Below are 21176 nucleotides of genomic sequence, written 5' to 3'. Positions count from 1 at the left end.
GAACTCGTCATCGACCGTGAGCTCACGCTCGGGCGTGCCGCCGGCGTATCCGGCGTCCATGATGAGCACGTCGGCCGTGCCGTCCGCGGTGGCCTGGGCGGTACGGCCCGCAGATGCGCCTGCGCCTGGTGCGCTGTCAGGCGTAGTTGCGCCTGATGCCTTGGGTACGGAGCGCGGAGCCGCGTGCCGCCCAGCGGTGGAGGGGCGAGAAATCATCTGAGTGCCTTCTTGAGGGGGATCTCCTCGGGCTGCGCCGCGGCCGCGTTGGTGGGGGCCACGTGGCGGAGCATGGTGAGGGCGAGGATCGTGAGTGCGGTGACCAGAATCGCTCCGATGAGGGCGACGACATTAAGGCCGGATGTGAAGGCATCGCGGGCGGGTGTGACGATCTGGTCGACCATCGATCCGGGCAGGTCACGGGTGGCGTCCAGGGCCCGGGCGAGGGTGTCGCGGCTGGTGTCGGCCACCTCGGCCGGGATGTCGGCGGGGAGTTCGCCGGCGACGCCGTTGCGGTAGACGGCGGTGCCGAGGCTGCCCAGGGCCGCGATGCCGACCGCGAGGCCCAGGTCGCTGCTGGTCTGCTGCAGGGCGGAGGCGGCACCGGCCTTCTCCGGGGGCGCGGAGCCGACGATGAGCGAGACGCTCAGGCCCATCACGGGGCCGATGCCGGTGTAGATGAAGCTGAAGCCGATGACGACGTAGGCCAGCCCGTTGTCGCCGGCGTCGGCCTGGGTGAGGATGAAGTAGCCGATGGCGGAAAGAATCAGTCCGACAGCGGTGACGATGCCGGGGCGGATCCGGCGGGCCGCGATCGGGGCGAGCATCGACGAGGCGATCAGGAGCCCCGCGGCGGGCAGCAGCCACAGGCCCGCCCTCAGCGGCGAGAGTCCCGCGACCATCTGCAGGTACTGGGTGACGAAGAGGTAGATGCCGCCCATGGCGACGGCGGCGAAGAGCATCACGCCGAGGGCGACGCTGAAGGCCCGGCTGCGGAACAGGCTCAGATCCAGCATCGGGTTCTCAAGCCGTAGCTGGCGGCGGGTGAAGACGATGCCGAAGACCAGGCCGACCACCAGTGCGATCAGGGGCGCGCTCTGCATACCGTGCTTGGCGATCTCCTTGACGCCGTAGACGGCGGGCAGGATGGCGGCGAGGGACAGGGCGACGCTGGGTAGATCGATCCGGCCCGCGTTCTCGTCCTTGTACTCGGGCAGCAGCAGCGGTCCGGTGATCAGCAGCAGAGCCATCACGGGGACGGCGAGGAGGAAGACCGAGCCCCACCAGAACGCCTCCAGCATGGCCCCGCCGACCACCGGGCCGAGCGCGATGCCCACGGAGAAGCTGGCGGCCCAGATCCCGATGGCGGTGCCCCGCTGCTTGGGATCCTGGAACATGTTGCTGATCAGAGCGAGCGTGGAGGGCATGAGGGTCGCGCCCGCGATGCCGAGCAGAGCCCGGGCGACGATCAGCATCTCGGCGCTGCCGGCGTAGGCGGCGAGCAGCGAGGCGGCACCGAAGGCCAGCCCACCGCCGAGCAGCAGCTTGCGCCGGCCGATACGGTCGCCCAGGGTGCCCGCGGTGACCAGGAACCCGGCGATCATGAAGGCGTAGATATCGATGATCCACAGCATCTGGGTACTGCTGGGTGCGAGCGCCGCTCCCAGGTGCGGCACCGCCAGATGCAGGAGGGTCACGTCCAGCGACAGCAGGATGCTGGGCAGGGCAAGCATCGCGAGCCCGGCCCACTCCCGCCGACCGGCCCGCGTGCCGCTCACGGCACTACTCGAAGTCATGGGTATGACCTTTCGGTTCTCTGTTCATGGGCCGCCGCCCCGCACATGGGCGGGGCGGCGGCTGGGGAAGCGGGGCCTGCCTCAGTGCGCGCCGCTGAGGCCCTGGGCGAACCCGCCGTCGACCGGGAATTCGACGTTGGTGGTGAAGGTCGCGTCGGCGGCCAGGAAGAGCGCGGCCGCGGCGACCTCCTCGACGGTGCCGTTGCGCTTCAGCGGAGTGGTCTCGCTGCCCTGCCGCTCGAACTCCCGGCGTTCTTCCTCGGTCAGCCCGGCGACGCCCATGGTCGGGGTCTTGATGTAGCCGGGGGCGACGGAGTTGACGCGGATCTTGCGAGGCAGGAACTCGGCCGCGAGAACGTGGGAGATCGCCCGCACCGCTTCCTTGGAGCCGGAGTAGGCGCTCAGGCCGGGGAAGATCAGGTCGTTGGCGACGGTGGTGAAGACGATCGCCCCGCCGTCGTTGATCAGCGCTGACAGGCTCTGCACCGTGAAGAAGGCGCCCTTGGCATTGACGGCGAAGTGCCGGTCCCAGGAGTCCTCGGTGACCTCCTCAAGCGTCTGCACCTCGGCGATGCCGTGGTTGACGAAGAGGTAGTCGATCCGGCCGAGCTTGTCCCGCACGGTGCCTGCGAGGGCGCGGATGTCGGCCATGCTCGCCGCGTCGGAGCGTACGACATGCGCGGAGTCCGACTTCAGCTCGGTGCGCGCCTCCTCGATCTTCGTCTCGTTGCGGCCCGTGAGGACAACCTCGGCCCCACCGTCCAGGAGCGCCTGGACAATGGCCAGGCCCATCCCGTGGGTACCGCCCGTGACGACGGCCTTCTTGCCTGCGAACTTGCCCATCATTGACTCCCTGGTCAGACAGCGTGCGAGGTGCGCGTGGTGCGCCGGTTTCGACCGGTACGCAGAGAATGCGGGCTTGGTCTCGCGGTTTTCTGTCGGTCCGCTTGCGGTGCGCTGACACACCGGGCGATGACCGCTTGGCCGTACGGTGAGTCCATGCGTTTCGGGGTATTGGGTCCGCTTGCCGTCTGGTCGGCGGACGGCGAACTTTTGGCGGTTCCGGAGTCGAAGGTGCGCTCACTGCTCGCGGCTCTGCTGACGGCCCCGGGGCAGGTGGTCTCCGCCGACCGGCTCGTGGACGAACTGTGGGGCGACGCACCGCCGGCGAACCCCACGGGTGCCCTGCAGACCCTGGTGTCGCGGCTGCGGCGGGTGCTCGCCCGGTCCGTGGGGCAGGGCCTCGTGGCGCACCGGGCCCTCGGCTACGTCCTCGAAGTGGCGGACGAGGTCGTGGACGCAGGCCGGTTCACCGCGCTCACCACACGGGCCCGTACCGCCGCCGGCCCCCGCGAGCGCGCCGAACTGCTCACCGAGGCGCTGGCGTTGTGGCGCGGCCCCGCCTTCGCCGATTTCATCGACGAGGACTTCGCGCGCGCGGCCGGCACGCGCTTGGAGGAGCAGCGCCTGCTGGCCCTCGAGGAACAGGCCGAGGCCCGCCTCCAGTTGGGCGAGCACGGTCTTCTCGCCGGGGAACTCGGCGACTTGACGGACCGCCACCCGCTCCGGGAGCGGCTGCGCGCGGCCCATATGCGGGCCCTGTACGGCGCGGGCCGGGCGAGCGAGGCCCTGGACAGCTATCGGGATCTACGCCGCCACCTGGAGGAGGAACTGGGCCTTGAGCCGGGTCCTGAACTGGCCGCCCTGCAACGGGAGATCCTGCAGCAGGACCCGTCCCTGCGGGCCGTCCCGGCACCCGCGTCCGCCCCGCGCCGCCACACCAACCTGCCCACCCCTGCCACCGGCCTGATCGGACGGTCGGACTCTTTGGAGGAGGTCCGCGCCCTGATCGCGACGGGCCGCCTGGTGACGTTGACGGGGCCCGGCGGAGTCGGCAAGACGCGCCTGGCGGTGGAGGTGGCGACCGGCCTGACCGATTCCTACGCGGACGGTGTCTGGCTGGTGGAGCTGGCCGCCCAAGCCGTGTCCACCGAATCCGGTGCGGCCACCACGGGCGATGAACTGGCCGAGGTGGTGGCCGCGACGCTGGGAGTCCGCGACGACGCCAGTCCTGGCCCGCTGCCGGGCGGGCGGGCGCGCACGCTGCTCGACCGCCTGTCCGACGCGCTCCGCGCCCAGCGCCTGCTGCTGGTCCTGGACAACTGCGAGCACGTCATCGAGGCCGCCGCGGGCCTGGCCCAGGCGCTGCTGCGGGACGCCCCGGGCGTACGGATTCTCGCCACCAGCCAGGAACCGCTGGGCATCTCGGGCGAGCAGGTGTGGCCGGTGCCCCCGCTTGATCTGCCCGCGGACTCGGCCGACCAGGCGGTGCTGCGCACGTCGAGCGCGGTGCAGTTGTTCCTCGAACGTGCTGTGGCGGCCTCGCCCGGCTTCGCCCTCTCCGACGACAACGCCCGTGCGGTCGCCGCCATCTGCCGCCGGCTCGACGGGATTCCGCTGGCCCTGGAGCTGGCGTCGACCCGGGTACGGGTCCTTGGCGTGGGTGAGCTGGCCAGGCGCCTGGACGACCGGTTCCGGCTGCTCACCGGCGGCCATCGGGGTGCCCCGGCGCGGCAGCAGACCTTGCGCGCGATGATCGACTGGAGCTGGGAACTGCTCACCGCGGCCGAGCAGGCGGTGCTGCGCCGGCTCGCCGTCCACTCCGACGGCTGCACCCTGGAGGCCGCCGAGGCCGTCTGCGCCGGTGCCGGCGTGAAACCCGCCGAGGTCCTGGACCTGCTGACCCGTCTGGTCGACCGTTCCCTCGTGCTGGTCGCCCATGAGGCCGACGGCACCCGGTACCGGCTGCTCGAGTCGGTGTCGGCGTACCTTTCGGGGCGGCTGCGGGAGAGCGAGTACGAGCGGGTACGGCGCGCCCACGCGCACTACTACGTGGCGTTCGCCGAGCGGGCCGACGCCTTTCTGCGCGGCGCCGATCAGCAGCACTGGCTGCGGCGCCTGGACGCCGAGACCGCCAATATCCGCAGCACGCTCGACAGCGCCGCCGCGGACGGCGACGGTCGCCTGATGCGCCGGCTTGTCCACGCGATGGTTTGGTACTGGTTCCTGCGTGGCCGCCTCAGCGAGGCCAACCGCTACCTCACCCTGGCCCTCGCCCTGCCCGAGGATCCTCCCGGATGCGGTGAGGGCGCGGCGGACTCCGCGGCCCGCCGGGTGCCGGACCGGTCGGGCACCGTGGCCTGGCACACCGGGATGAGCCTGCTGTCGGGCGCCCCGAACGGTCCGGCGCGCCGCAGCCGGGCCGTCCTCGAGGTGTACGAGGGCATCCGCGACCCGCACGAGCGGACCAGGGCGGGCTGGCTGCTCGGTTTCGCGGTCACCCGGTTCGGCGACTTCGCGGTGGGCGAGGAACTGCTGAACCGGGTGCTGACCGAGTCCCGGGCGCTCGGCGACCGCTGGGGAATCGCCGCGGGGCTCAGCACCCGGGGCATGCAGACGTATGTGTGCGGCGACCTGAAGGCTTCCCGGCGCGAGGGCGAGGAGAGTCTCGAACTCTTCCTTGAGGCTGGTGACCGGTGGGGGCAGGTGCAGGCGACGGCCGTGCTCGGGCGGGTCGCGGAGATCGAGGGCGACTATCCGCGGGCCGCTCGCCTGCACCGGGAGGGGCTGCGGATGGCCGAGGATCTGGGGCTGTGGACCGACGCCTCGATGCGCTGGTCCGAGCTTGGCAGGATCACCCTGCTGACCGGCGACCACGCCGGGGCCGAGGAGTTCCACGAGCGGGGCCGGCGCCTTGCCGTCGAGCAGGGGGACAAGCCGGCCGAGGAGTTCGCCGAGGTCGGGCTTGCCCTGGGGGCGCGCCGGCAGGGTCGGCTCGACCGAGCGGAGTCGTATCTGCGCCGCTGGCTGGAGTGGAACCGGCAGTTCGACGCGGAGTACGGGGCTGCACTGATCCTGGCCGAGCTCGGCTTTGTCGCGGAGCTGCGCGGGGATGCGGAGACGGCGCTGGCGCTGCACCTGGAAGGGCTGGCCGCGGCCCGGGACACCGGCGATCCGCGGGCGCTCGCCCTGGCCTTGGAGGGGCTCGCCGGGGCGCGGGCCCTCGCCGGTCACCCCGTGCGGGCCGCGCGCCTGCTCGGTGCGGCGTCCGCGGCCCGCGCCTCGGTGGGCGCGCCGCTGCCGGCGGCCGAACGCGGTGACGTGGACCGGATCACCGCGGCGCTTCAGGCGGCACTGGGAGAAGCGGGCTTCGAAGCCGGGTTCGAACAGGGCGCCGTCCTGGGCCCGGACACCGACGCGGAGTCGCTCGACGCGTGACGGGGACGTCGGCTTGCCCGTCGCGGAGTCGCTCGACGCGTGACACCGACCCCGGCTTGCCGGTCGCGGAGCACTGGGAGGCCGGTACGCGGCGAGGGGCCGCTGCCGGTGGACTCGCCGTGTGCGCGAGCGGACGGATGTGACTGGTTACCGCGATGTCTTCACCTTCGCGCGCCTGCGCCGTATCAGGCTCACCACCACGACGAGCACCGCCAGGGCACCGAGCAGGATCCAAGACGCGCGTCCCAGCAGCTGCTCCAGGTGGGCGGCGGAGGCGCCCGCGAACGCGCCCAGGCTTACGTATAACGCCGACCACAGCAGCGATCCCGCCAGCGAGGCGGGCAGGAAGCGCCCGTACCGCACCTGGGCGGCGCCGGCCGCGGCCGGCGTGAGTGTGCGCACGATGGGGATCAGCCGGGTGACGAACACAGCCGCCGCGCCGTACCGGCGCAGTGCCGCTGTGGCGCGGTCCCAGTGCCGCACGCCGAGCCGCCGCACCACCGCCAGCTCCCGCATCCGCCCTCCGTAGCGACGGCCCAACAGGTAGCCGACGTGATCACCTGCTGTCACACCGAAGGCAACGAGCAGGAGCATGACGGCGAACCGCACGGGCGTGCCGGCGGCGGCTCCCAGCAGCAGCACGCCCATTTCCCCGGGAAAGATCGACCCGACGCCCAGGCCGGACTCGGCGAACGCCATGAGCGCGGCCACCGCCCCCACCACGGGGAAGGGTAAATCGCTGATCGCCCGGACAACTTCCGTGATCAAGTCCACCGCGCCGCCCCCGTTGATCCGTCGGAACATTCATGATCCCCGCTGTCCGATTCGACACCTGGGCGGAAAGCCTTGAGGCGTCCGCGGGTCACGGCTGTCCGGGCGTCCGCGGAACGAGCAGCCCGCGGTTGAAGGCCTCGGTGACGGCGGCGGCGCGGTCGTTCACCCCGAGCTTGGTGTAGATGTTCAGCAGGTGGGACTTGACCGTGGCCTCGGTGATGAACAGCCGAACGGCCGCCTCTCGGTTGGTGTTCCCGGCCGCCACGAGTTCGAGGACCTCCAGCTCGCGGGGGCTGAGCAGCTGCGGCGCGGGTGCCCGCATCCGGTTCATCAGCCGGGCCGCCACCGAGGGGGCCAGCACGCTCTCGCCCCTGGCCGCGGCCCGCGCACCACGCAGCAGCTCCTCCCGGGGGGAGTCCTTGAGGAGGTAGCCGGTAGCGCCCGCCTCGATCGCCGGCAGGACGTCGGTGTCGGAGTCGTAGGTCGTCAGCACCAGCACGCGCGCGGTGACGCCGAGCCGGGCCAGCTCGATGATCGCGGCCAGGCCGTCCATGCCCGGCATGCGCAGGTCCATCAGAATCACGTCCGGCCGCAGTTCCTGGGCCAGCCGCACCACGGCGGCGCCGTCCGGGGCCGCGCCCAGCACCTCGAATCCGGGCGCGGAGGCGAACATGCTGCTCAGCCCATCCCTGACAACAGGGTGGTCGTCGGCGATCAGCAGCCGGATCGGGGTGCCGGTCATGCGCCGCTCCCGGTCAGCGGACAGGGGACGCAGGCCGAGATGCCGGCGCCGGCGCCGGGCTCGGACTCGACACGCAGGCTGCCGGACAGCCCCTCCACGCGCTGCCGCATGATCGTCAGGCCGAACCCGCCGGCCTCAAGGCTCGCAAGGTCGAAGCCCTTGCCGTCGTCGCGCACGTCCAGTGCCACCTCCTGCTCCAGATAGGACAGCGTCACCCCGACTCTGCTCGCGCCCGCGTGTTTGGCCACGTTGGCCAGCGCCTCCTGCGCCGTGCGCAACAGCGCGAACTCGGCCTCGGGCGTCATCGGCCGCGCCGTGCCGGTCGTCGTGACCTGGACGGGCAGGCCATGCAGCTTCGACCACCGGTCGGCGACGCCGGCGAGCGCGTCGCTCAGGCGCGCGGTCTGCAGCGGCTCGGGCCGGAGCGCGTCGACCGAGCGCCGCGCCTCGGCCAGGCTCTCCCTCGCCAGGTTCTTGACGGCGCCGAAGGGCCGGCGCCACGGCGCCGGGACCTCGTGCATCTGCTCGGCCGCCTGGAGTTGCGCGATGATGCCGGTGAGCCCCTGCGCCAGGGTGTCATGGATCTCGCGGGCCATCCGCTGGCGCTCGTCGAGAACCCCCGCCTCCCGGGCCTGGGCGAGCAGCTGGGCATGCAGGCCGGCGTTCTCGGCGAGCGACGCCTCCAGCAGCCGGTTCGTCCGGCTCAGCTCTTCGAGGGCCTGCTCACGCCGCTCCTCCTCCTGCTCGGCGAGCCGCAGGACCCAGGCGCAGCCGCACATCATGGCGATGTTGAAGGCGACGATGATCCCGTACATCATCAGGCCGATCGCGTCCGTCTTGGGGATGCCGGACGCCTGCGCCGTACCGGCCAGGACCGCCGCGGCGGCCACGCCCAGCAGCCGCCACGGCCAGCGCAGGACCGTGAAGGAGTAGACGTAGGCGGCAGGGGTGAAGAGCCCGAAAGCGGGGTGACGGGCCACCAGGACCGCGGTGATCACGAGCAGCCCCGCGACGAACATCCCCATGATCCGTGGCCGGTCCCACCAGCCGGGACGCAGGGTGAACATGCCGAGCATCCACGCGGCCGCCAGCCCGCACAGGCCGAGGTCGATGAGCAAGGAGCCGCCCGCCCAGTCCTCCACGATCATCAGGATCACGACGAGGAGCGCCAGCAGCGCGTACGGCACCACGTTGACCAGAAGGAACGGCGGCTGTTGCGAGATCTTCCTGCTCAAGACTCCCTCTCCCCGCGAGATTCTATTCCCAGCGTCTATTCCCAGCGGAACCAGCGGACCGCGACGAACGCGCACACCACCGCATAGGCCCCCAGGGTCAACAGCGGCACGGCGGACGGAAAGTGACCCAGGTACGCGTCCTGGAACGCCCCCATGCCCGCGCCGAGCGGGGTGTAGTGGGCGATGTTCCTCAGCAGCGGCGGCATCTGCGAGATCGGCACCCAGAGTCCGGCGAAGAACATCATCGGGAAGAACAGCACCGTGCCGATCGCCGTGGCCGGGCCACGCCCGGGCGCGAGCGCGGTGATCAGCAGGCCGATCGCGAGCAGCGCGGCCGCCGCGAGCAGCCAGGCGAAGGCGAAACCGGGAACGTGCTTCGGCAGGTCGACGCCGAAGCCGAGCCCGGCCACCGCGAGGAACAGGACCATCGCGACGACCGCGATGGCGAAGTTGGCCACGAGCTGGGCGGTGAGCACGCGGGCCGGGCCGACCGGCGTGGTCCGCATGCGCCGCAGCACGCCGTTCTCCCGGTATCCGGCGAGCGTGGTCGGTAGGGAGGCCGTGGCCAGGATGGCCAGATTGAACAGGATCAGGACAGGCACATACAGGTCGAAGTACGTCAGGCCGCCGCCGGGCTCCACGGGTTCCCGCAGGTCGGGGACGCTACCGAGGACGATCAACAGGATCAGCGGGAAGCCGATACCCCACAGGGGGCCGACCTTGTCCCGGACGCACAACGTGCTCTCGGCCTTGATGAGCCGCCACGTCGCGGAACCTCGCTCGGCGGTGACGGGGGGTGCGGCGGTGCGCAGGGCTGACATGGGTATGAGGTCCTCTCTCTGTGATCTGTTACCGGGAGCCGGGTTCGAGGCGCTTGCCGGTCAGCTGGACGAACGCGTCCTCCAGGCTTGCCTGCTCGACGCGCAGCTGTTCGGCCACGATCTGGTTGCGGGCCAGTACGGTGGTGACGGCGTTGAGCGCGTTGTCGTTGCCGTTGACGATGACCAGCTCGCCCCGGCGGGTGACGCCGGAGACGTCGGGCAGGCTCGTCAGCAGGCGGTCGTCCATCGGCCTGGACGGACGGAACTGGATCCGCTGCTCGATGCGCGCCCGCTCGGTCAGACCGGCCGGGGTGTCCACCATGACGACGCGGCCGGCGTCGATCAGCGCGAGCCGGTCGCACAGCCGCTCGGCCTCCTCCATGAAGTGGGTGACCAGCACGATCGTCACCCCGCGGGAGCGCACACCCTCGATCAGGTCCCAGGTGTCGCGCCGGGCCTGCGGGTCGAGACCGGTGGTGAGCTCGTCGAGGATCGCCACCCGGGGGCTGCCGACGAGCGCCAGCGCGATCGACAGCCGCTGCTTCTGGCCGCCGGACAGCTTGCCGTACCTCGTCTTGGCCTTGTCCGCCAGGCCGAGGCCGTCCAGCAGCGCGCGCCAGTCGGCGGGCTCGGGGTAGAAGGAGCTGTAGAGCTCCAGGGCCTCGGCGACCTGTAGCCGCTCGGGGAGGTGGCCGGCCTGCAACTGGACGCCGAGCCGCCGGGTCAGCTCGGCGCGGTCCTTCAGGGGGTCGAGCCCGAGCACCCTGATCTCGCCGCGATCCGGCATGCGGAGGCCCTCGATGCACTCCACGGTCGTCGTCTTGCCGGCGCCGTTCGGGCCGAGGATGCCGAAGATCTCACCCTCCTGAACGGTGAGCGAGACGTCGTCGACGGCGACCTTGTCCTCATAGCGCTTGTGGAGGTTGCGTACCTCGATCACTGGTGGCATGCCCGTCCTTCCGGCGATGTGCTGTGGCTCCTCAGCCTGTTATGACCAGCGCTTTTCCGGCATAGACCAGTGGACGGAACCTGGCGATCCACCGATCGGTTGATCGCCGTCCGCCAGACGACGGACACCATGAGGCAGGCGAGACAGCATCGGCGTCCCCGTCATGGAGCGGACAGGACGCGGGACTCACGATCAAGGCGGTGGTAGGCGCGGCGGGAGGAGCAGGGGGCCGAGGAAGGCCCTGGCGGGGCCACGACCACGGACGGCGCCGGCCGTACACTGCTGGCCGTGAGCGACAACGAGCTGGGCACGTACCTGCGCACCCGCCGGGAGGCCGTCAGACCTGCCGACGTCGGGCTCCCCGACGGTGTACGGCGCCGCACTCCCGGCCTGCGCCGGTCCGAGCTGGCCACGCTGGCCGGGGTCAGCGTGGAATATCTCGCGCGGCTCGAACAGGGGCGCGACCGCCGCCCGTCGGTCCAGGTGCTCGCCGCGCTCGCCGACGCGCTGCGCCTTCCCCCGGAGGAACGCCTCCACATCCGCCGCCTCGCCAAGATGACCAGCGGTGACCATCTCCTCTGCCCGGCCTCCACCGAGCCGCCGGACCGCTCGGTGCGCCCCACCGTGCGGTCGCTGCTCGACCGGCTCGAACCCGCTCCCGCCGTCCTGCTCAACCGGCTGGGCGACGTGCTCGCCTTCACAACCGGCTACGAACGGCTCGCCGGCCCCATCGGGCTCCTGGACGCCGAGCAGCCGAACCTCATCCGGTTCGTGTTCACCGACGCCAGGGCCCGGACCGCCTACCCCGAGTGGGACCGCGTCGCCGACGAGCACGCCGCCAACCTCAAGATCGAGTCTTCCACCGCCGACCCGTACACCGCGGAGCTCGTCGACGAGCTGACCATCACCGCGGGCGCGCCGTTCTCCGACCGGCTGGCGGCCCCGACCGGCTTCCGGGGAAGCGCCGGCGTCGAGCGGCTGGTGCACCCCGAGGCGGGCAGGCTACGGCTGACCTACGAGATCCTCGAACTCCCCGACACCGGCCGGCGGCTGGTCGTCTACCTCCCCGATGACGACGCCACCTCCGCCGCGCTCGACCACCTCACCGGGCGCCAGCCCGGCGCGCTGCGCGTGGTGGCCGGCTGACCCGGGCCGGGACCGGGAGCTCGCCGGGTCGCCCGCGCCCGGCCGGCGGGCCCGAGCCCCGCCGGCACCGGTCGCGGCGGGGACCCGGCTGACGGCTGCCGTCCCCGAGGTCAGTCCTCGCGATGGTTGCCGGTCGCCCCGTCGAGGAGCTCTCGCACGATGTCCATGTGGCCGACGTGCCGGGCGGTCTCCTCGATCATGTGAATGAGCACCCAGCGCATCGTCACCGTGTCGCCGAACCAGGCCTTGCCGACATCTTCGGCATCGAGCTCGTTGATCACCTGGTCGGCCGCTGCCCGGGCGCGGCCGTAGAACGCCACGATGTCAGCGGTGGTCTCGTGCGGCTCCACGCGCAGATCGGCGTTCTCGTCCTCGTCGCTGAACGGGAGCGGCTCGGTCTCGCGTCCGAAGGTCTCGCAGAACCAGCTGTATTCGACGCTCGCCAGGTGTTTCACCAGGCCCAGCAGATTCGTCCCCGACGGGGTCATCGGCCGCCGCAGCTGCTCGTCATCGAGGCCGTGGAGCTTCCACAGCACCACGTCGCGGTGCCGGTCGAGGCTGACGTACAGACTCTGCTTCTCTTCACCGGTGAAGGGCACTCGTTGATTCATCCGCGGACTGTAGCAGCCGGGTCCGATACCCGGATTCATCAGGATCTTCGGGTCGATCCGTCAGCCGGTCACGATGGCGATTCCCGGGAAGGCGGCGGTCGCGTTGCTCCACGGCGAGTAGTACAGCCGCCAGGAGCAGATACGGCCGCTGACGATGTAGCCGGTGCAGGGCACCTGAGCGCTGGTGTCGATGAGGGAGATGACTCCCACCGCGTACTGCCGGGTGGTGCTGGACGGTTCGGGAGTCTCCACCGGGCCGCCGCTGTCACCCTGGCCGGCCGCGTTCTTGCGCGTCGGGTTCTCAAGGAGGGCCAGGCCGTGGATCGCGCTCTCGGCGAGGTAGATCGTGACGTTGGTCCCCCTCACCTGGCAGAGGCAGATGGTGCCCGAGTAGGCGCCGGAGGTGCAGAGCCACATGCCCACGTAGGTGGCGGAGGTGCCGGCGACCGGGTTGGTGAACTCCGGCGTTGTGGTGCCGGGGTTGTTGTTGTGGACGCGGCCGGCGGTACCGGCGCGGATCAGCATCACGTCGCGGCTGGTGTTGGCGTGGGCGATCGGGCCGATCACCTGGCCGGTCGGGTCGGTGGCCGTCTGCCCGACGCTCCCGCAGTGGGCCGCGGACAGCATCCAGCTCGTCCCGCCGGCGGTGACGGCGAAGCCCGTCGAGCAGCCGCGGCCGGTGCCGGCGTTGCGCCAGGCCGCGCCGCCCAGCCAGGGCGCGTCGTCGTTCCAGCGGCTGGCCGGGGCCGGCGTGACGCCGGCCTCCACGGTGACGGGCACTGCCGAGCCGGCGACCTTCGAGCGGGTCAGGCCATAGTCGGCGCCCGAGACCGTCAGGCCCGAGCCGTCGGCGTTCGGCGCGATCGAGGTGATCACGCCGCCGGAGGCGCGGCCGAGGCGGTCCATCTCGCTCTCCAGCTCGCGGGCCGAGTAGGCCGCGGGCAGGACGCTGACCGGGACGTCCCGGCGCAGCCGGCCGACCAGGGCACTGATGCGCTCGGGGGTGTCTCCCTTCCAGTAGACGCGCAGTTCGCGGTTCTCCGGCGCCGCGATGATGCCGGCGAACCCGGTGCCGTCCTGCGTCCTGGCGGCGGCGGTGACGCGGTCGGCGGCCTTGACCAGCTTCTCCTGGGTGGCCAGCAGGTCCTTCCAGGAGGCGAACCCGCCCGGGACCTTGTCCGCGGGCTCGACGGCCCGGATGCCGGTGTCCTTGACGGGGGCGGGGACCGCGATGGCCTGGGCGGCACCCATTGCGACCATGGCGAGGGCGACTCCCAGCACCACTGCCAGGCGACCGGTGGATCGTGGAGTTTTCGAGGTAATCGGGGGGATTTTCACAGGATGCTCCTCCGTGCCTCAATTACGGGGATGCATCCGGTATTCCATGCATTTAAGGCGTAATCAATGTCTTGACATATTTTCTGGAGTGGTAAATCGGCAGGACATCACACCGGCCCTGTCCCGGCACGCGTGATCTCGCCGGCGGCGGCCGCGGCGGTCAGTCCGGGGATCCGTCGGCGCAGTCGGCCCGCCGGGCACCCGGCGGGGGGCCGGCGGCGAGCAGCCGGTCGCGCATCGCTTCGGAGATCTCGGCCAGCGTGTCGAGCTGACCGGCGTCGAGCGGGTCGATCAGCCACTGGCGGATGTGCGCCGCGCGCTTCGGGGCGGCGTCGGTGATGGCGGCGCGCCCCTCCGGGGTCACAGCGATCACCGACGCCCGGGAGGACTCGGGACACGACTCGCGGGTGACCAGTCCGCGCCGGGCCATGCGGGTCAGATGGTGGTGGAGGCGGCTCTTCTCGAACTGTGTGACGTCGCTCAGCTCGTATGCCCGCAACTGCCCCTCGGGCGCCCGCACGAGGGCGGTGAGGATGGCGAGGTCCGGCTCGGACAGGCCGGTGTCCTGCTGGAGCTGCTGGGCGAGCCTGCGCCAGAACAGCACCTGCATCTCGAAGAACGCGCTCCAGACACGGTCCTCGCGTTCGTCGAGCCAGTCGCCGGTGTCATGCATGGCTTGATCCTACGGGTGGGCCGGAACAGAGTTGACATGTCACCTCATGCCCGCCATCCTTCGGTTGACACATCAACCGTCAGCCGGGAAGGCGCCGGGCCGCGGCGACGGCGTCCCGCCTGATCGATTCCACATCGCCCGGCCAGCGATAGCCCGGGAGCCCGCCGAGGCCGGCGCCGGGAGTCGCCCGGCGACGAACGCTGCCGCATGTCAGGCACTCCACCTCCACCGCCCCCCTCATTCAGCCCGCCCGCACCCCTATAACCCTTAAAACCTACTTGTTTTATGTGTTCATCGGCGAGAGCCCGGCCCCTGCCCGGGGCTCCGGATCGACAGTCCGCGGATCCGGAAAGGCCGTGGCACTTCCCCCCGATCCCCGCGGAACACGGAAGGACATCTGCTGTGAAGTTCCTCCTCCTCCCCCACCTCCCCAACCAGGACAAACCACACGCGATCCAGTTGAAGGAGCTGGTCGAGCTGGCGGTGCTCGCCGAGGAATGGGGTTTCGACGGCTACGGCGTCGGAGAACGCCACGACCGCCCGGCCGTCTCCTCGGCACCACCGGTCATCCTCAGCCACATCGCGGCGCGGACGTCGACCATCCGCCTGTTCACCGCGGTGACGACCCTGGGCATGCTCGATCCCCTGCGCGCCTTCGAGGACTACTCGACTCTCGACAACCTCTCCGGCGGGCGGCTCGACATCATCATCGGCAAGGGCGCCTACCAGCGGTCGTCGAAGCTCTTCGGCGTCACGGCCGAGAACCGGTGGGCGTTGCTCCAGGAGAACTACGAGCTGTTCCGGCGCCTGTGGAGGGAGGAGAACGTGACCTGGGAGGGCAGGCTGGGTCGCAGCCTCGAAGACGCCGAACCCCTCCCGCGGCCGTTCCAGAAGGACATCCGCGTATGGCACGGCAGCGCGAGCAGCACGCTGTCGACCGACTACGCCGCCCAGCACGGCGACCCCGTCTTCTCCTCGAACGGCAGCGGCCCGATCGAGCGGTACGGCGAGCTCATCCAGCACTACCGGGAGCGTTTCGCGGCCCACGGCCACGACCCGGAGGACGCGCTCGTGGGGGCCGGAACGGCTGGATACCTCGGGGCCCGCACCTCGCAGGAGGCCGTCGCGAAGTACCGGCCGGTGTTCGAGGCGCGGCTCGCGGTCAACCGCGCCCACGACGGAGGGACGATCAAGTACGGCTCCGTCGAGGAGTGGGTCGAGAGCAGCTCGGTGCTGGTGGGCAGCCCGCAGCAGATCATCGACAAGGTCCACGAGCAGCACCGGCACTTCGGACACGAGGTGCTCCACATTCACGTGGACGGCGAGGTCCTCAGCCGGACGGACTATCTCGCGACCCTTGAGCTGTTCTTCGGCGAGATCGCCCCGGTGCTCCGCCGGGAGCTGCCCAGCAGGCCGCTGACGCCGGCGACGTCCGGGGCGCGCCGGAAGTGATCCGCGGCAGGCGCGGCGTCATGCCCGTCCGCCGTCCGGCGGTATCCCCATTCCACGTTGCTCTATAAACCAGCGGAACACGATGGAGAACATAAATCAGCAATACAGAAGAAGACGCCATAAAACGCCGATGCGAAGATCAGCTTGGCGGTCAACCAGTTAACGGGGTAAGGCGGGTCAGATCGCGACGAAAGGCTATACGGCCTTAAAACGGACACGGATTACCGGTCCGGACGTCACAGGGTGTCGGTGCGACGCAGCGATAGGGGAACGGATGCTGACCAGACGGAACATGCTCGCCGTGGGCGCTCTGACGCTTGGTGGTGCGGTGGGCGTTAAAGGACTGCTTTTCGATGACCGTACCGCTTTCTCAGCCGTACCCGGCCTCCGCCCGCACGAGCACGGCGTCCAGCCCGCGCGGGTCGGAGCGGCGCTGACCAACACGCCCTTCTCCGTGCGGATGCCCGTGCCTCCCGTGCTGCAGCCGGTGGTGTCGACCAACGACGTCGACATCTACCGGATCGACATACGGCACACGAACCTTGAGATCCTCCCCGGCGTCAGCACCCCGACCTTCACGTACGGCAACCAGCTGGTGGGCCCCACCATCCGGGCGAAGACCGGCCGCCGGGTGTTGATCAGATACAACAACCTCCTCAACCGGCCGACGAACGTGCACCTGCACGGCGGCCACGTCGAGGCGGACAACGACGGTCATCCGATGGAGCTCATCCAGCCCGGGCAGACGCGGTGGTACAACTACCCGAACAGGCAGCAGGGCGCGACGCTCTGGTACCACGACCACAGTCATCACACCGAGGCGGAGAACGTCTACCGCGGCCTGCACGGCTTCTATCTGATCGACGACGACAGCGAGAGGGGCCTCCGGCTGCCGCGGGGGGACTACGACGTACCGATCATGATCCGTGACGCCCTTTTCGACGCGGACGGCGCCATGCTGTTCGGCGGGAACCCGGCCGAGCGCAATGTGATCCTCGCCAACGGCAAACCCCAGCCGTATTTCCCGGTCGCCGCGCGCAAATACCGTTTCCGGCTGCTCAACGGCGCCACCGAGCGGACCTTCAACCTGAGCCTCGGCGGTGAGGAGATGACGCAGATCGCCTCCGACGGCGGCCTGCTGCCCGCGCCGGTGCCCCGGACCGGAATCCGGCTCAGCTCGGCCGAGCGGGTGGAGATCGTGGTGGACTTCTCGCGCTACCCGGTCGGCACGCAGCTGGTCCTCTCCGACGGGGCCACGCCGGTGCTCCGGTTCGACGTCGTCCGGCAGGCGGCGGACTCCAGCCAGGTGCCCGACCTGCTCCGCGCGCTCCCCGTTCTCCCGGCCGCGACGGTCAACCGCAACGTGACGCTGAGCTTCGACATCGCGGCCTTCCCGCCCGTGGGCCTGGTCGACGGCAAGACGTACGACCCGAACCGGGCCGACCTCCAGGTCAAACGGGGCAGCACGGAGATCTGGACGATCACCAACGGCGACGGCCAGTTCGGCTTCCCCCACAACTTCCACATGCACCTCGTGCAGTTCCAGGTGCTGGACCGCGACGGTCAGCCGCCCTCGCTGGACGACGCGGGCCGCAAGGACACCGTGCTCATCCCGGCGGGCACCTCCGTGCGGGTGAAGGCGCACTTCACCGATTACCTCGGACGGTACGTCTACCACTGCCACTTCCTGGAGCACTCCTCGCTCGGGATGATGGCGCAGATGGAGATCGTCCCCTGACGTTCGACACCGCTCCGTGTTCTCGGAAGGTGTTTCCGGGGTCCGTGACCGGCATGGCCCGTGTTCTCGGAAGTCACCTCGGGATCCGCCTTCCGAGAACACGATCTTCCCGGAAGTCCGATGATCCGCGCGGATCGGCGCGCCTCGGGGCTGGGGCCGCGCCCGGGAGGAGGACGCCCGCCGGCACTCCTGCCCTGCGGTGCCCGCACACCAAGGCGGGTCAAGGGGGTCCGCCGGATTCTCCGCGATCGCTACCGGGCCCCCTCGGCTATCCGGGCATCACGTAGACGTCGCCGGAGCCCGTCGTCATCGTCACCTTGCGGGGAGAACTCGCATCGTTCTTTACGGAAACCTGCGCGTCGCCCGATTTCATCTTGGTTTTCACGTCATACGACCCGTCGGGCACGTGAAGGGTCGCGTTGCCCGAGCCCGCCTTCATTTCGACGCGGTCAGGGGCGACGGTGTACTTCAACTCGGCGTCGCCCGAGCCGGTCTCGGTGAAGACCTTCTTCCCCGCCAGGCCGGCGCCGTTCACATCGCCGGACCCCGTGGAGGCGTCGATCGGCCCCGTCAGAGAGCTGAGCGTGATGTCACCCGAGCTGCTGCTCAGGTCCACCTGCAGCCCTCTGGGGATCTCGACCCTGTAGTCGACGCCGCAGTTGTCCCACTTCGCCGGGCAGTTGTAGGTCATGACCAGCGTGTCACCATCGACCCTGTGCTCGGCGTCGGGCTTCTCGCCGCTCCACCTGAGCTTCTCGACGACCCGGATGGCGCTCCCGCCGGTCTCGGTGATCACGATGTCTCCGGACTCGCTCGTCACGTTCACCCTGGCCACCTTCTCCGTGACCTGGTAGGTCACGGTGTCCCGGTTGGCGGGGCCGCCGATGTTCCCCAGCCCGCATCCCGTCAGCAGCGCCGCGCAGGCCAGCAGGCCACCCGCCATCGCAACCGCCTTCATGCCGTGATCCTTGTGCGGGCATGGAAGGTGCGCGTCGGGGGACGCCGCCGAAGGACCCTCGGGAGAACTCCGGGAGCGCCGTCGGAGACGACAGCCGCGGCCGGCCCGCCTGCGAACGCGCCGGTGACGGCCGGGGCGGCCTCGTCGGTGGACCGGGGCGCAGGCGCGGCCGGCGGGCCGGCCGGGAGCTGCGGCGCATGCTGTGTGGACATCGATGGCACCTCTGGGTGGGCGGTGAACGGCACCCCTGAAGTCTGTCCTGCCCGCCAAGCAAGATCATTCCCGGCCGCCCCCTGCTTGATGGTAGGGAGAGCCCTACCATCAGAGCCGGTCGTGCCGCCGGCGCCGGCCGGCCCGGCCGTCAGGCGGGCGCCGAGGACAGCTCCCCCGCCTCACAAGGGCTGAGCGTGACCGGGACCCCGTTGAACACGGCGTTTCCGGAGAGGGCGTCGACCACCGACTCGTCCGTCAGCGTATTGGCGTTGACCCCGGCGTGCTCCGCCGCGACCCGCTGCACGCTCCCGGCGTGTCCCCAGCCGTGGGGCAGGCTCACCACCCCGGGCATGATCGTGTCGGTCGGCTCCAGCGGGACGGTCAGCTCGCCCGCCGCCGAGCGGATCACGGCCTGCCCGCCGAGCCCGAGCCTGGTCACGTCGTCGGGGTTGATCTGCAGCGTGCAGCGGTTGCTCCCGCCGACCAGCGATCCCACGTTGTGCAGCCAGCTGTTGTTGGAGCGCAGCTGGCGCCGCCCGATCAGCACGAGCTCCGCGGGCGGTACGGCCAGCCGCTCGCGCAGCCGTCCGACGTCCTCGGCCAGCGGCCGCGGGGCCAGCTCCACCCGGCCCGAGGTCGTGCACAGCAACTCCTCAAGCCGCGGCTCCAGCGCGCCCAGGTCGACGCCGTGCGGGTTGGCCCGCAGGTCGGCCAGGGACAGGCCGTAGGGGCCGAGCCTCAGCATGGCGTCCAGCATCAGCTCGGGCCCGCTGTCACCGTCCAGCCCGGCGCGCAGCTCCGCCACTTCCTTGCCCTCGAACGGTGAGCCCGGAATCTCGGTGGCCCCGCGGAGCACCTGGTCGAGGATCATCTCGTCGAGCATGGCCGGATCGGCGTCCGCCCCCTGGCCGGAGACCATCAGCGTCAGCCGGGCCAGGATCTCGGCCTCCGACCGCTGCCCCGGCTCCAGCGGCAGGATCGGCGGGGAGAACCGGGCGTAGTTGCGCACCGTGACGGTCAGCAGCAGGAAATCGTAGTGCGGCATCTGCAGCATCCGGGGCGGCGGCAGGATGACGTCGGCATGGCTGGTCGTCTCGTTCAGGTAGGGGTCGACGCAGACCATGAAGTCCAGGTCGCGGAAGGCCCGGTCCAGCCGGGGTCCGTTCGGCGCCGACAGCACCGGGTTGCCCGCCACCGTGATCAGCGCCCTGACCTGCCCCTCGCCCGGGGTCTCGATCTCGTCGGCGAGGGTGGCCACCGGCAGCTCGCCGAGCGCCTCCGGCAGCCCCCGGACACGGCTGTGCCAGTTTCCCGCCGTGTACGGCTGCCCCGTTCGGAAGAGCTCGACGGCGGCGGTCCTGGTGAACATGACCCCGCCGGGGCGGTCGAAGTTGCCGGTCAGGATGTTGACCACGTCGACCAGCCACTGCGCGACGGTGCCGAACTCGGCGGTGCAGGTGCCGATGCGGGAGTAGACGGCGGCCGTGGGCGCTGCGGCCAGCTCGCGGGCCAGCCGTACGATCTCCTCGGCGGGCACCCCGCACACCCGCGCCGCGGCCTGCGGGGCGAACTCCTCCGCCAGCCGCCGGAGCTCCTCCAGGCCGTTCACCTCGACATCGATCTTCGTGAGGTCCTCGGCGAGGAGGGTGTGGACGATGCCGAGCAGCAGGTAGGCGTCGGTGCCGGGCCGTACGAACAGGTGCTCGTCGGCGAAGGCCGCGGTCCTGGTGCGGCGCGGGTCGACGACCACGAGCTTGCCGCCGCGCCCGCGCAGGGCCTTGAGCCGGCCGGGGAAGTCCGGGGCGGCGCAGAGCGAGCCGTTGGACTCCACCGGGTTGGCGCCGAGGATCAGCAGGTAGTCGGTGCGGTCGAGGTCGGGAACCGCGATGGCCATCGGGTCGCCGAGCATGAGGCCGCCGGCCACCTGCTTCGGTATCTGGTCGATGGTGCTGGCGGAGAAGACGTTGCGGGTGCCGAGTGACTGGGTGAGCGGCACCCGGTACATGAATCCGGCCATGGTGTGAAAGGTCGGATTTCCGAAGTAGACGGCCAGGGCCTGGCGGCCGTGGGTGTCGATGACGTCCTTGAGGCCCTGGTCAACGGCCTGGAAGGCCTCCTCCCAGGTGGCCTCGCGCCACTCGCCGCCCTTGCGGATCATCGGGACGCTCAGCCGGTCGGGATCCTCGTCGATACGGCCCAGGCTCGCGCCCTTGGGGCAGATGAACCCCTTGGAGAACGGGTCGTCCGGGTCACCCTTGACCGACGCGACACGTCCGGCACCGTCGAGCGTGAGCCGCAGGCCGCAGACGGCATCGCAGATAGGACAGGTCCGGTGTGCGGTTCGCATCGGCGCTCCTGAGTTCGTCGAGAACTCATCATGGCCCGCGCCGGGGACGAGGGGATCTTCCAGATTGCTGTGCTGCGGACCGTCTGTCCCGGCGGACGGGCCGGCCGG

General features: G+C 70.7%; 16 protein-coding genes. 4 read left to right on the top strand and 12 right to left on the bottom strand.

The features are described from left to right. Nucleotides 1–212: 212 nt before the first annotated feature. Together SROS_RS03995 and SROS_RS03990 are read right to left on the bottom strand one after the other, a co-directional pair. Nucleotides 213–1793, bottom strand: coding sequence for an MFS transporter (locus SROS_RS03995; protein WP_012887591.1), 1581 nt, complete (start codon nt 1791–1793; stop codon nt 213–215). Between the two features lie 81 nt (nt 1794–1874). Beyond that, on the bottom strand, nt 1875–2636 hold the full coding sequence (locus SROS_RS03990) for an SDR family oxidoreductase (RefSeq protein ID WP_012887590.1): 762 nt from the start codon (nt 2634–2636) through the stop codon (nt 1875–1877). Nucleotides 2637–2867: 231 nt separating this feature from the next. Here SROS_RS03990 and SROS_RS53710 point away from each other — a divergent pair, with 231 nt between their 5' ends. Continuing rightward, on the top strand, nt 2868–6071 hold the full coding sequence (locus SROS_RS53710) for an AfsR/SARP family transcriptional regulator (protein ID WP_281047996.1): 3204 nt from the start codon (nt 2868–2870) through the stop codon (nt 6069–6071). Between the two features lie 147 nt (nt 6072–6218). Here SROS_RS53710 and SROS_RS03980 read toward each other — a convergent pair whose 3' ends face one another. The 5 genes from SROS_RS03980 to SROS_RS03960 all read right to left on the bottom strand — a co-directional run bounded on the left by SROS_RS03980 (nt 6219) and on the right by SROS_RS03960 (nt 10592). Beyond that, nucleotides 6219–6791 (bottom strand): DedA family protein, encoded by a 573-nt coding sequence (locus SROS_RS03980; RefSeq protein WP_218919810.1) that lies wholly within the window; start codon nt 6789–6791, stop codon nt 6219–6221. Nucleotides 6792–6933: 142 nt separating this feature from the next. Further along, nucleotides 6934–7587 carry a response regulator gene (locus SROS_RS03975; RefSeq protein WP_012887587.1) on the bottom strand — a complete coding sequence of 218 codons (654 nt, stop codon included), beginning with the start codon at nt 7585–7587 and terminating at the stop codon, nt 6934–6936. After that, nucleotides 7584–8822, bottom strand: coding sequence for a sensor histidine kinase (locus SROS_RS03970; protein WP_012887586.1), 1239 nt, complete (start codon nt 8820–8822; stop codon nt 7584–7586). The genes SROS_RS03975 and SROS_RS03970 overlap by 4 nt, the downstream gene beginning before the upstream one ends. A gap of 35 nt (nt 8823–8857) precedes the next feature. After that, the gene (locus SROS_RS03965; RefSeq protein WP_012887585.1) at nt 8858–9643 is read right to left on the bottom strand and encodes an ABC transporter permease; all 786 of its coding nucleotides are present in this window, start codon (nt 9641–9643) and stop codon (nt 8858–8860) included. A 28-nt stretch (nt 9644–9671) separates the two neighbouring features. Continuing rightward, nucleotides 9672–10592, bottom strand: a complete 921-nt coding sequence (locus tag SROS_RS03960) for an ABC transporter ATP-binding protein (protein WP_012887584.1) — start codon at nt 10590–10592, stop codon at nt 9672–9674. 288 nt (nt 10593–10880) lie between these two features. On the opposite strand from SROS_RS03960, the gene SROS_RS03955 reads away from it, so the two are divergent. After that, nucleotides 10881–11738, top strand: coding sequence for a helix-turn-helix transcriptional regulator (locus tag SROS_RS03955; protein WP_012887583.1), 858 nt, complete (start codon nt 10881–10883; stop codon nt 11736–11738). 110 nt (nt 11739–11848) lie between these two features. On the opposite strand, the gene SROS_RS03950 is transcribed toward SROS_RS03955, so the two are convergent. From SROS_RS03950 to SROS_RS03940, 3 genes are all read right to left on the bottom strand, one after another. Then, nucleotides 11849–12349, bottom strand: a complete 501-nt coding sequence (locus SROS_RS03950) for a DinB family protein (protein WP_012887582.1) — start codon at nt 12347–12349, stop codon at nt 11849–11851. 60 nt (nt 12350–12409) lie between these two features. Beyond that, nucleotides 12410–13630 (bottom strand): chymotrypsin family serine protease, encoded by a 1221-nt coding sequence (locus SROS_RS03945; protein ID WP_148268942.1) that lies wholly within the window; start codon nt 13628–13630, stop codon nt 12410–12412. A 217-nt stretch (nt 13631–13847) separates the two neighbouring features. Further along, nucleotides 13848–14360: a MarR family winged helix-turn-helix transcriptional regulator gene (locus SROS_RS03940; RefSeq protein WP_012887580.1), complete on the bottom strand. Its 513-nt coding sequence runs from the start codon at nt 14358–14360 to the stop codon at nt 13848–13850. Nucleotides 14361–14762: 402 nt separating this feature from the next. Between SROS_RS03940 and SROS_RS03935 the strand changes: the two genes are divergently transcribed. Then, nucleotides 14763–15812: an LLM class flavin-dependent oxidoreductase gene (locus SROS_RS03935; RefSeq protein WP_012887579.1), complete on the top strand. Its 1050-nt coding sequence runs from the start codon at nt 14763–14765 to the stop codon at nt 15810–15812. A gap of 274 nt (nt 15813–16086) precedes the next feature. Continuing rightward, nucleotides 16087–17550, top strand: coding sequence for a multicopper oxidase family protein (locus SROS_RS03930; RefSeq protein WP_012887578.1), 1464 nt, complete (start codon nt 16087–16089; stop codon nt 17548–17550). Nucleotides 17551–17818: 268 nt separating this feature from the next. Here the strand turns inward: SROS_RS03930 and SROS_RS03925 are convergent, their stop codons facing one another. Together SROS_RS03925 and SROS_RS03920 are read right to left on the bottom strand one after the other, a co-directional pair. Continuing rightward, the gene (locus tag SROS_RS03925; protein WP_012887577.1) at nt 17819–18508 is read right to left on the bottom strand and encodes a DUF4097 family beta strand repeat-containing protein; all 690 of its coding nucleotides are present in this window, start codon (nt 18506–18508) and stop codon (nt 17819–17821) included. Nucleotides 18509–18869: 361 nt separating this feature from the next. After that, nucleotides 18870–21068, bottom strand: a complete 2199-nt coding sequence (locus SROS_RS03920; RefSeq protein WP_012887576.1) for a molybdopterin-dependent oxidoreductase — start codon at nt 21066–21068, stop codon at nt 18870–18872. Nucleotides 21069–21176: the final 108 nt, after the last annotated feature.

The sequence above is a fragment of the Streptosporangium roseum DSM 43021 genome (assembly GCF_000024865.1).
Taxonomy (GTDB): Bacteria; Actinomycetota; Actinomycetes; order Streptosporangiales; family Streptosporangiaceae; genus Streptosporangium; species Streptosporangium roseum.
The sequence above is the reverse complement of the archived record's forward strand: the minus strand, read 5'-3'. Positions and strand labels throughout refer to the sequence as shown.

What these genes read in the sequence shown, in the direction of transcription:
- SROS_RS03965 (WP_012887585.1), bottom strand. Translation starts at nt 9,643, where the DNA reads ATGTCAGCCCTGCGCACCGCCGCACCCCCCGTCACCGCCGAGCGAGGT.
- SROS_RS03975 (WP_012887587.1), bottom strand. Translation starts at nt 7,587, where the DNA reads ATGACCGGCACCCCGATCCGGCTGCTGATCGCCGACGACCACCCTGTT.
- SROS_RS03925 (WP_012887577.1), bottom strand. Translation starts at nt 18,508, where the DNA reads ATGAAGGCGGTTGCGATGGCGGGTGGCCTGCTGGCCTGCGCGGCGCTG.
- SROS_RS03960 (WP_012887584.1), bottom strand. Translation starts at nt 10,592, where the DNA reads ATGCCACCAGTGATCGAGGTACGCAACCTCCACAAGCGCTATGAGGAC.
- SROS_RS03930 (WP_012887578.1), top strand. Translation starts at nt 16,087, where the DNA reads ATGCTGACCAGACGGAACATGCTCGCCGTGGGCGCTCTGACGCTTGGT.
- SROS_RS03940 (WP_012887580.1), bottom strand. Translation starts at nt 14,360, where the DNA reads ATGCATGACACCGGCGACTGGCTCGACGAACGCGAGGACCGTGTCTGG.
- SROS_RS03990 (WP_012887590.1), bottom strand. Translation starts at nt 2,636, where the DNA reads ATGGGCAAGTTCGCAGGCAAGAAGGCCGTCGTCACGGGCGGTACCCAC.
- SROS_RS03995 (WP_012887591.1), bottom strand. Translation starts at nt 1,793, where the DNA reads ATGACTTCGAGTAGTGCCGTGAGCGGCACGCGGGCCGGTCGGCGGGAG.
- SROS_RS03920 (WP_012887576.1), bottom strand. Translation starts at nt 21,068, where the DNA reads ATGCGAACCGCACACCGGACCTGTCCTATCTGCGATGCCGTCTGCGGC.
- SROS_RS03950 (WP_012887582.1), bottom strand. Translation starts at nt 12,349, where the DNA reads ATGAATCAACGAGTGCCCTTCACCGGTGAAGAGAAGCAGAGTCTGTAC.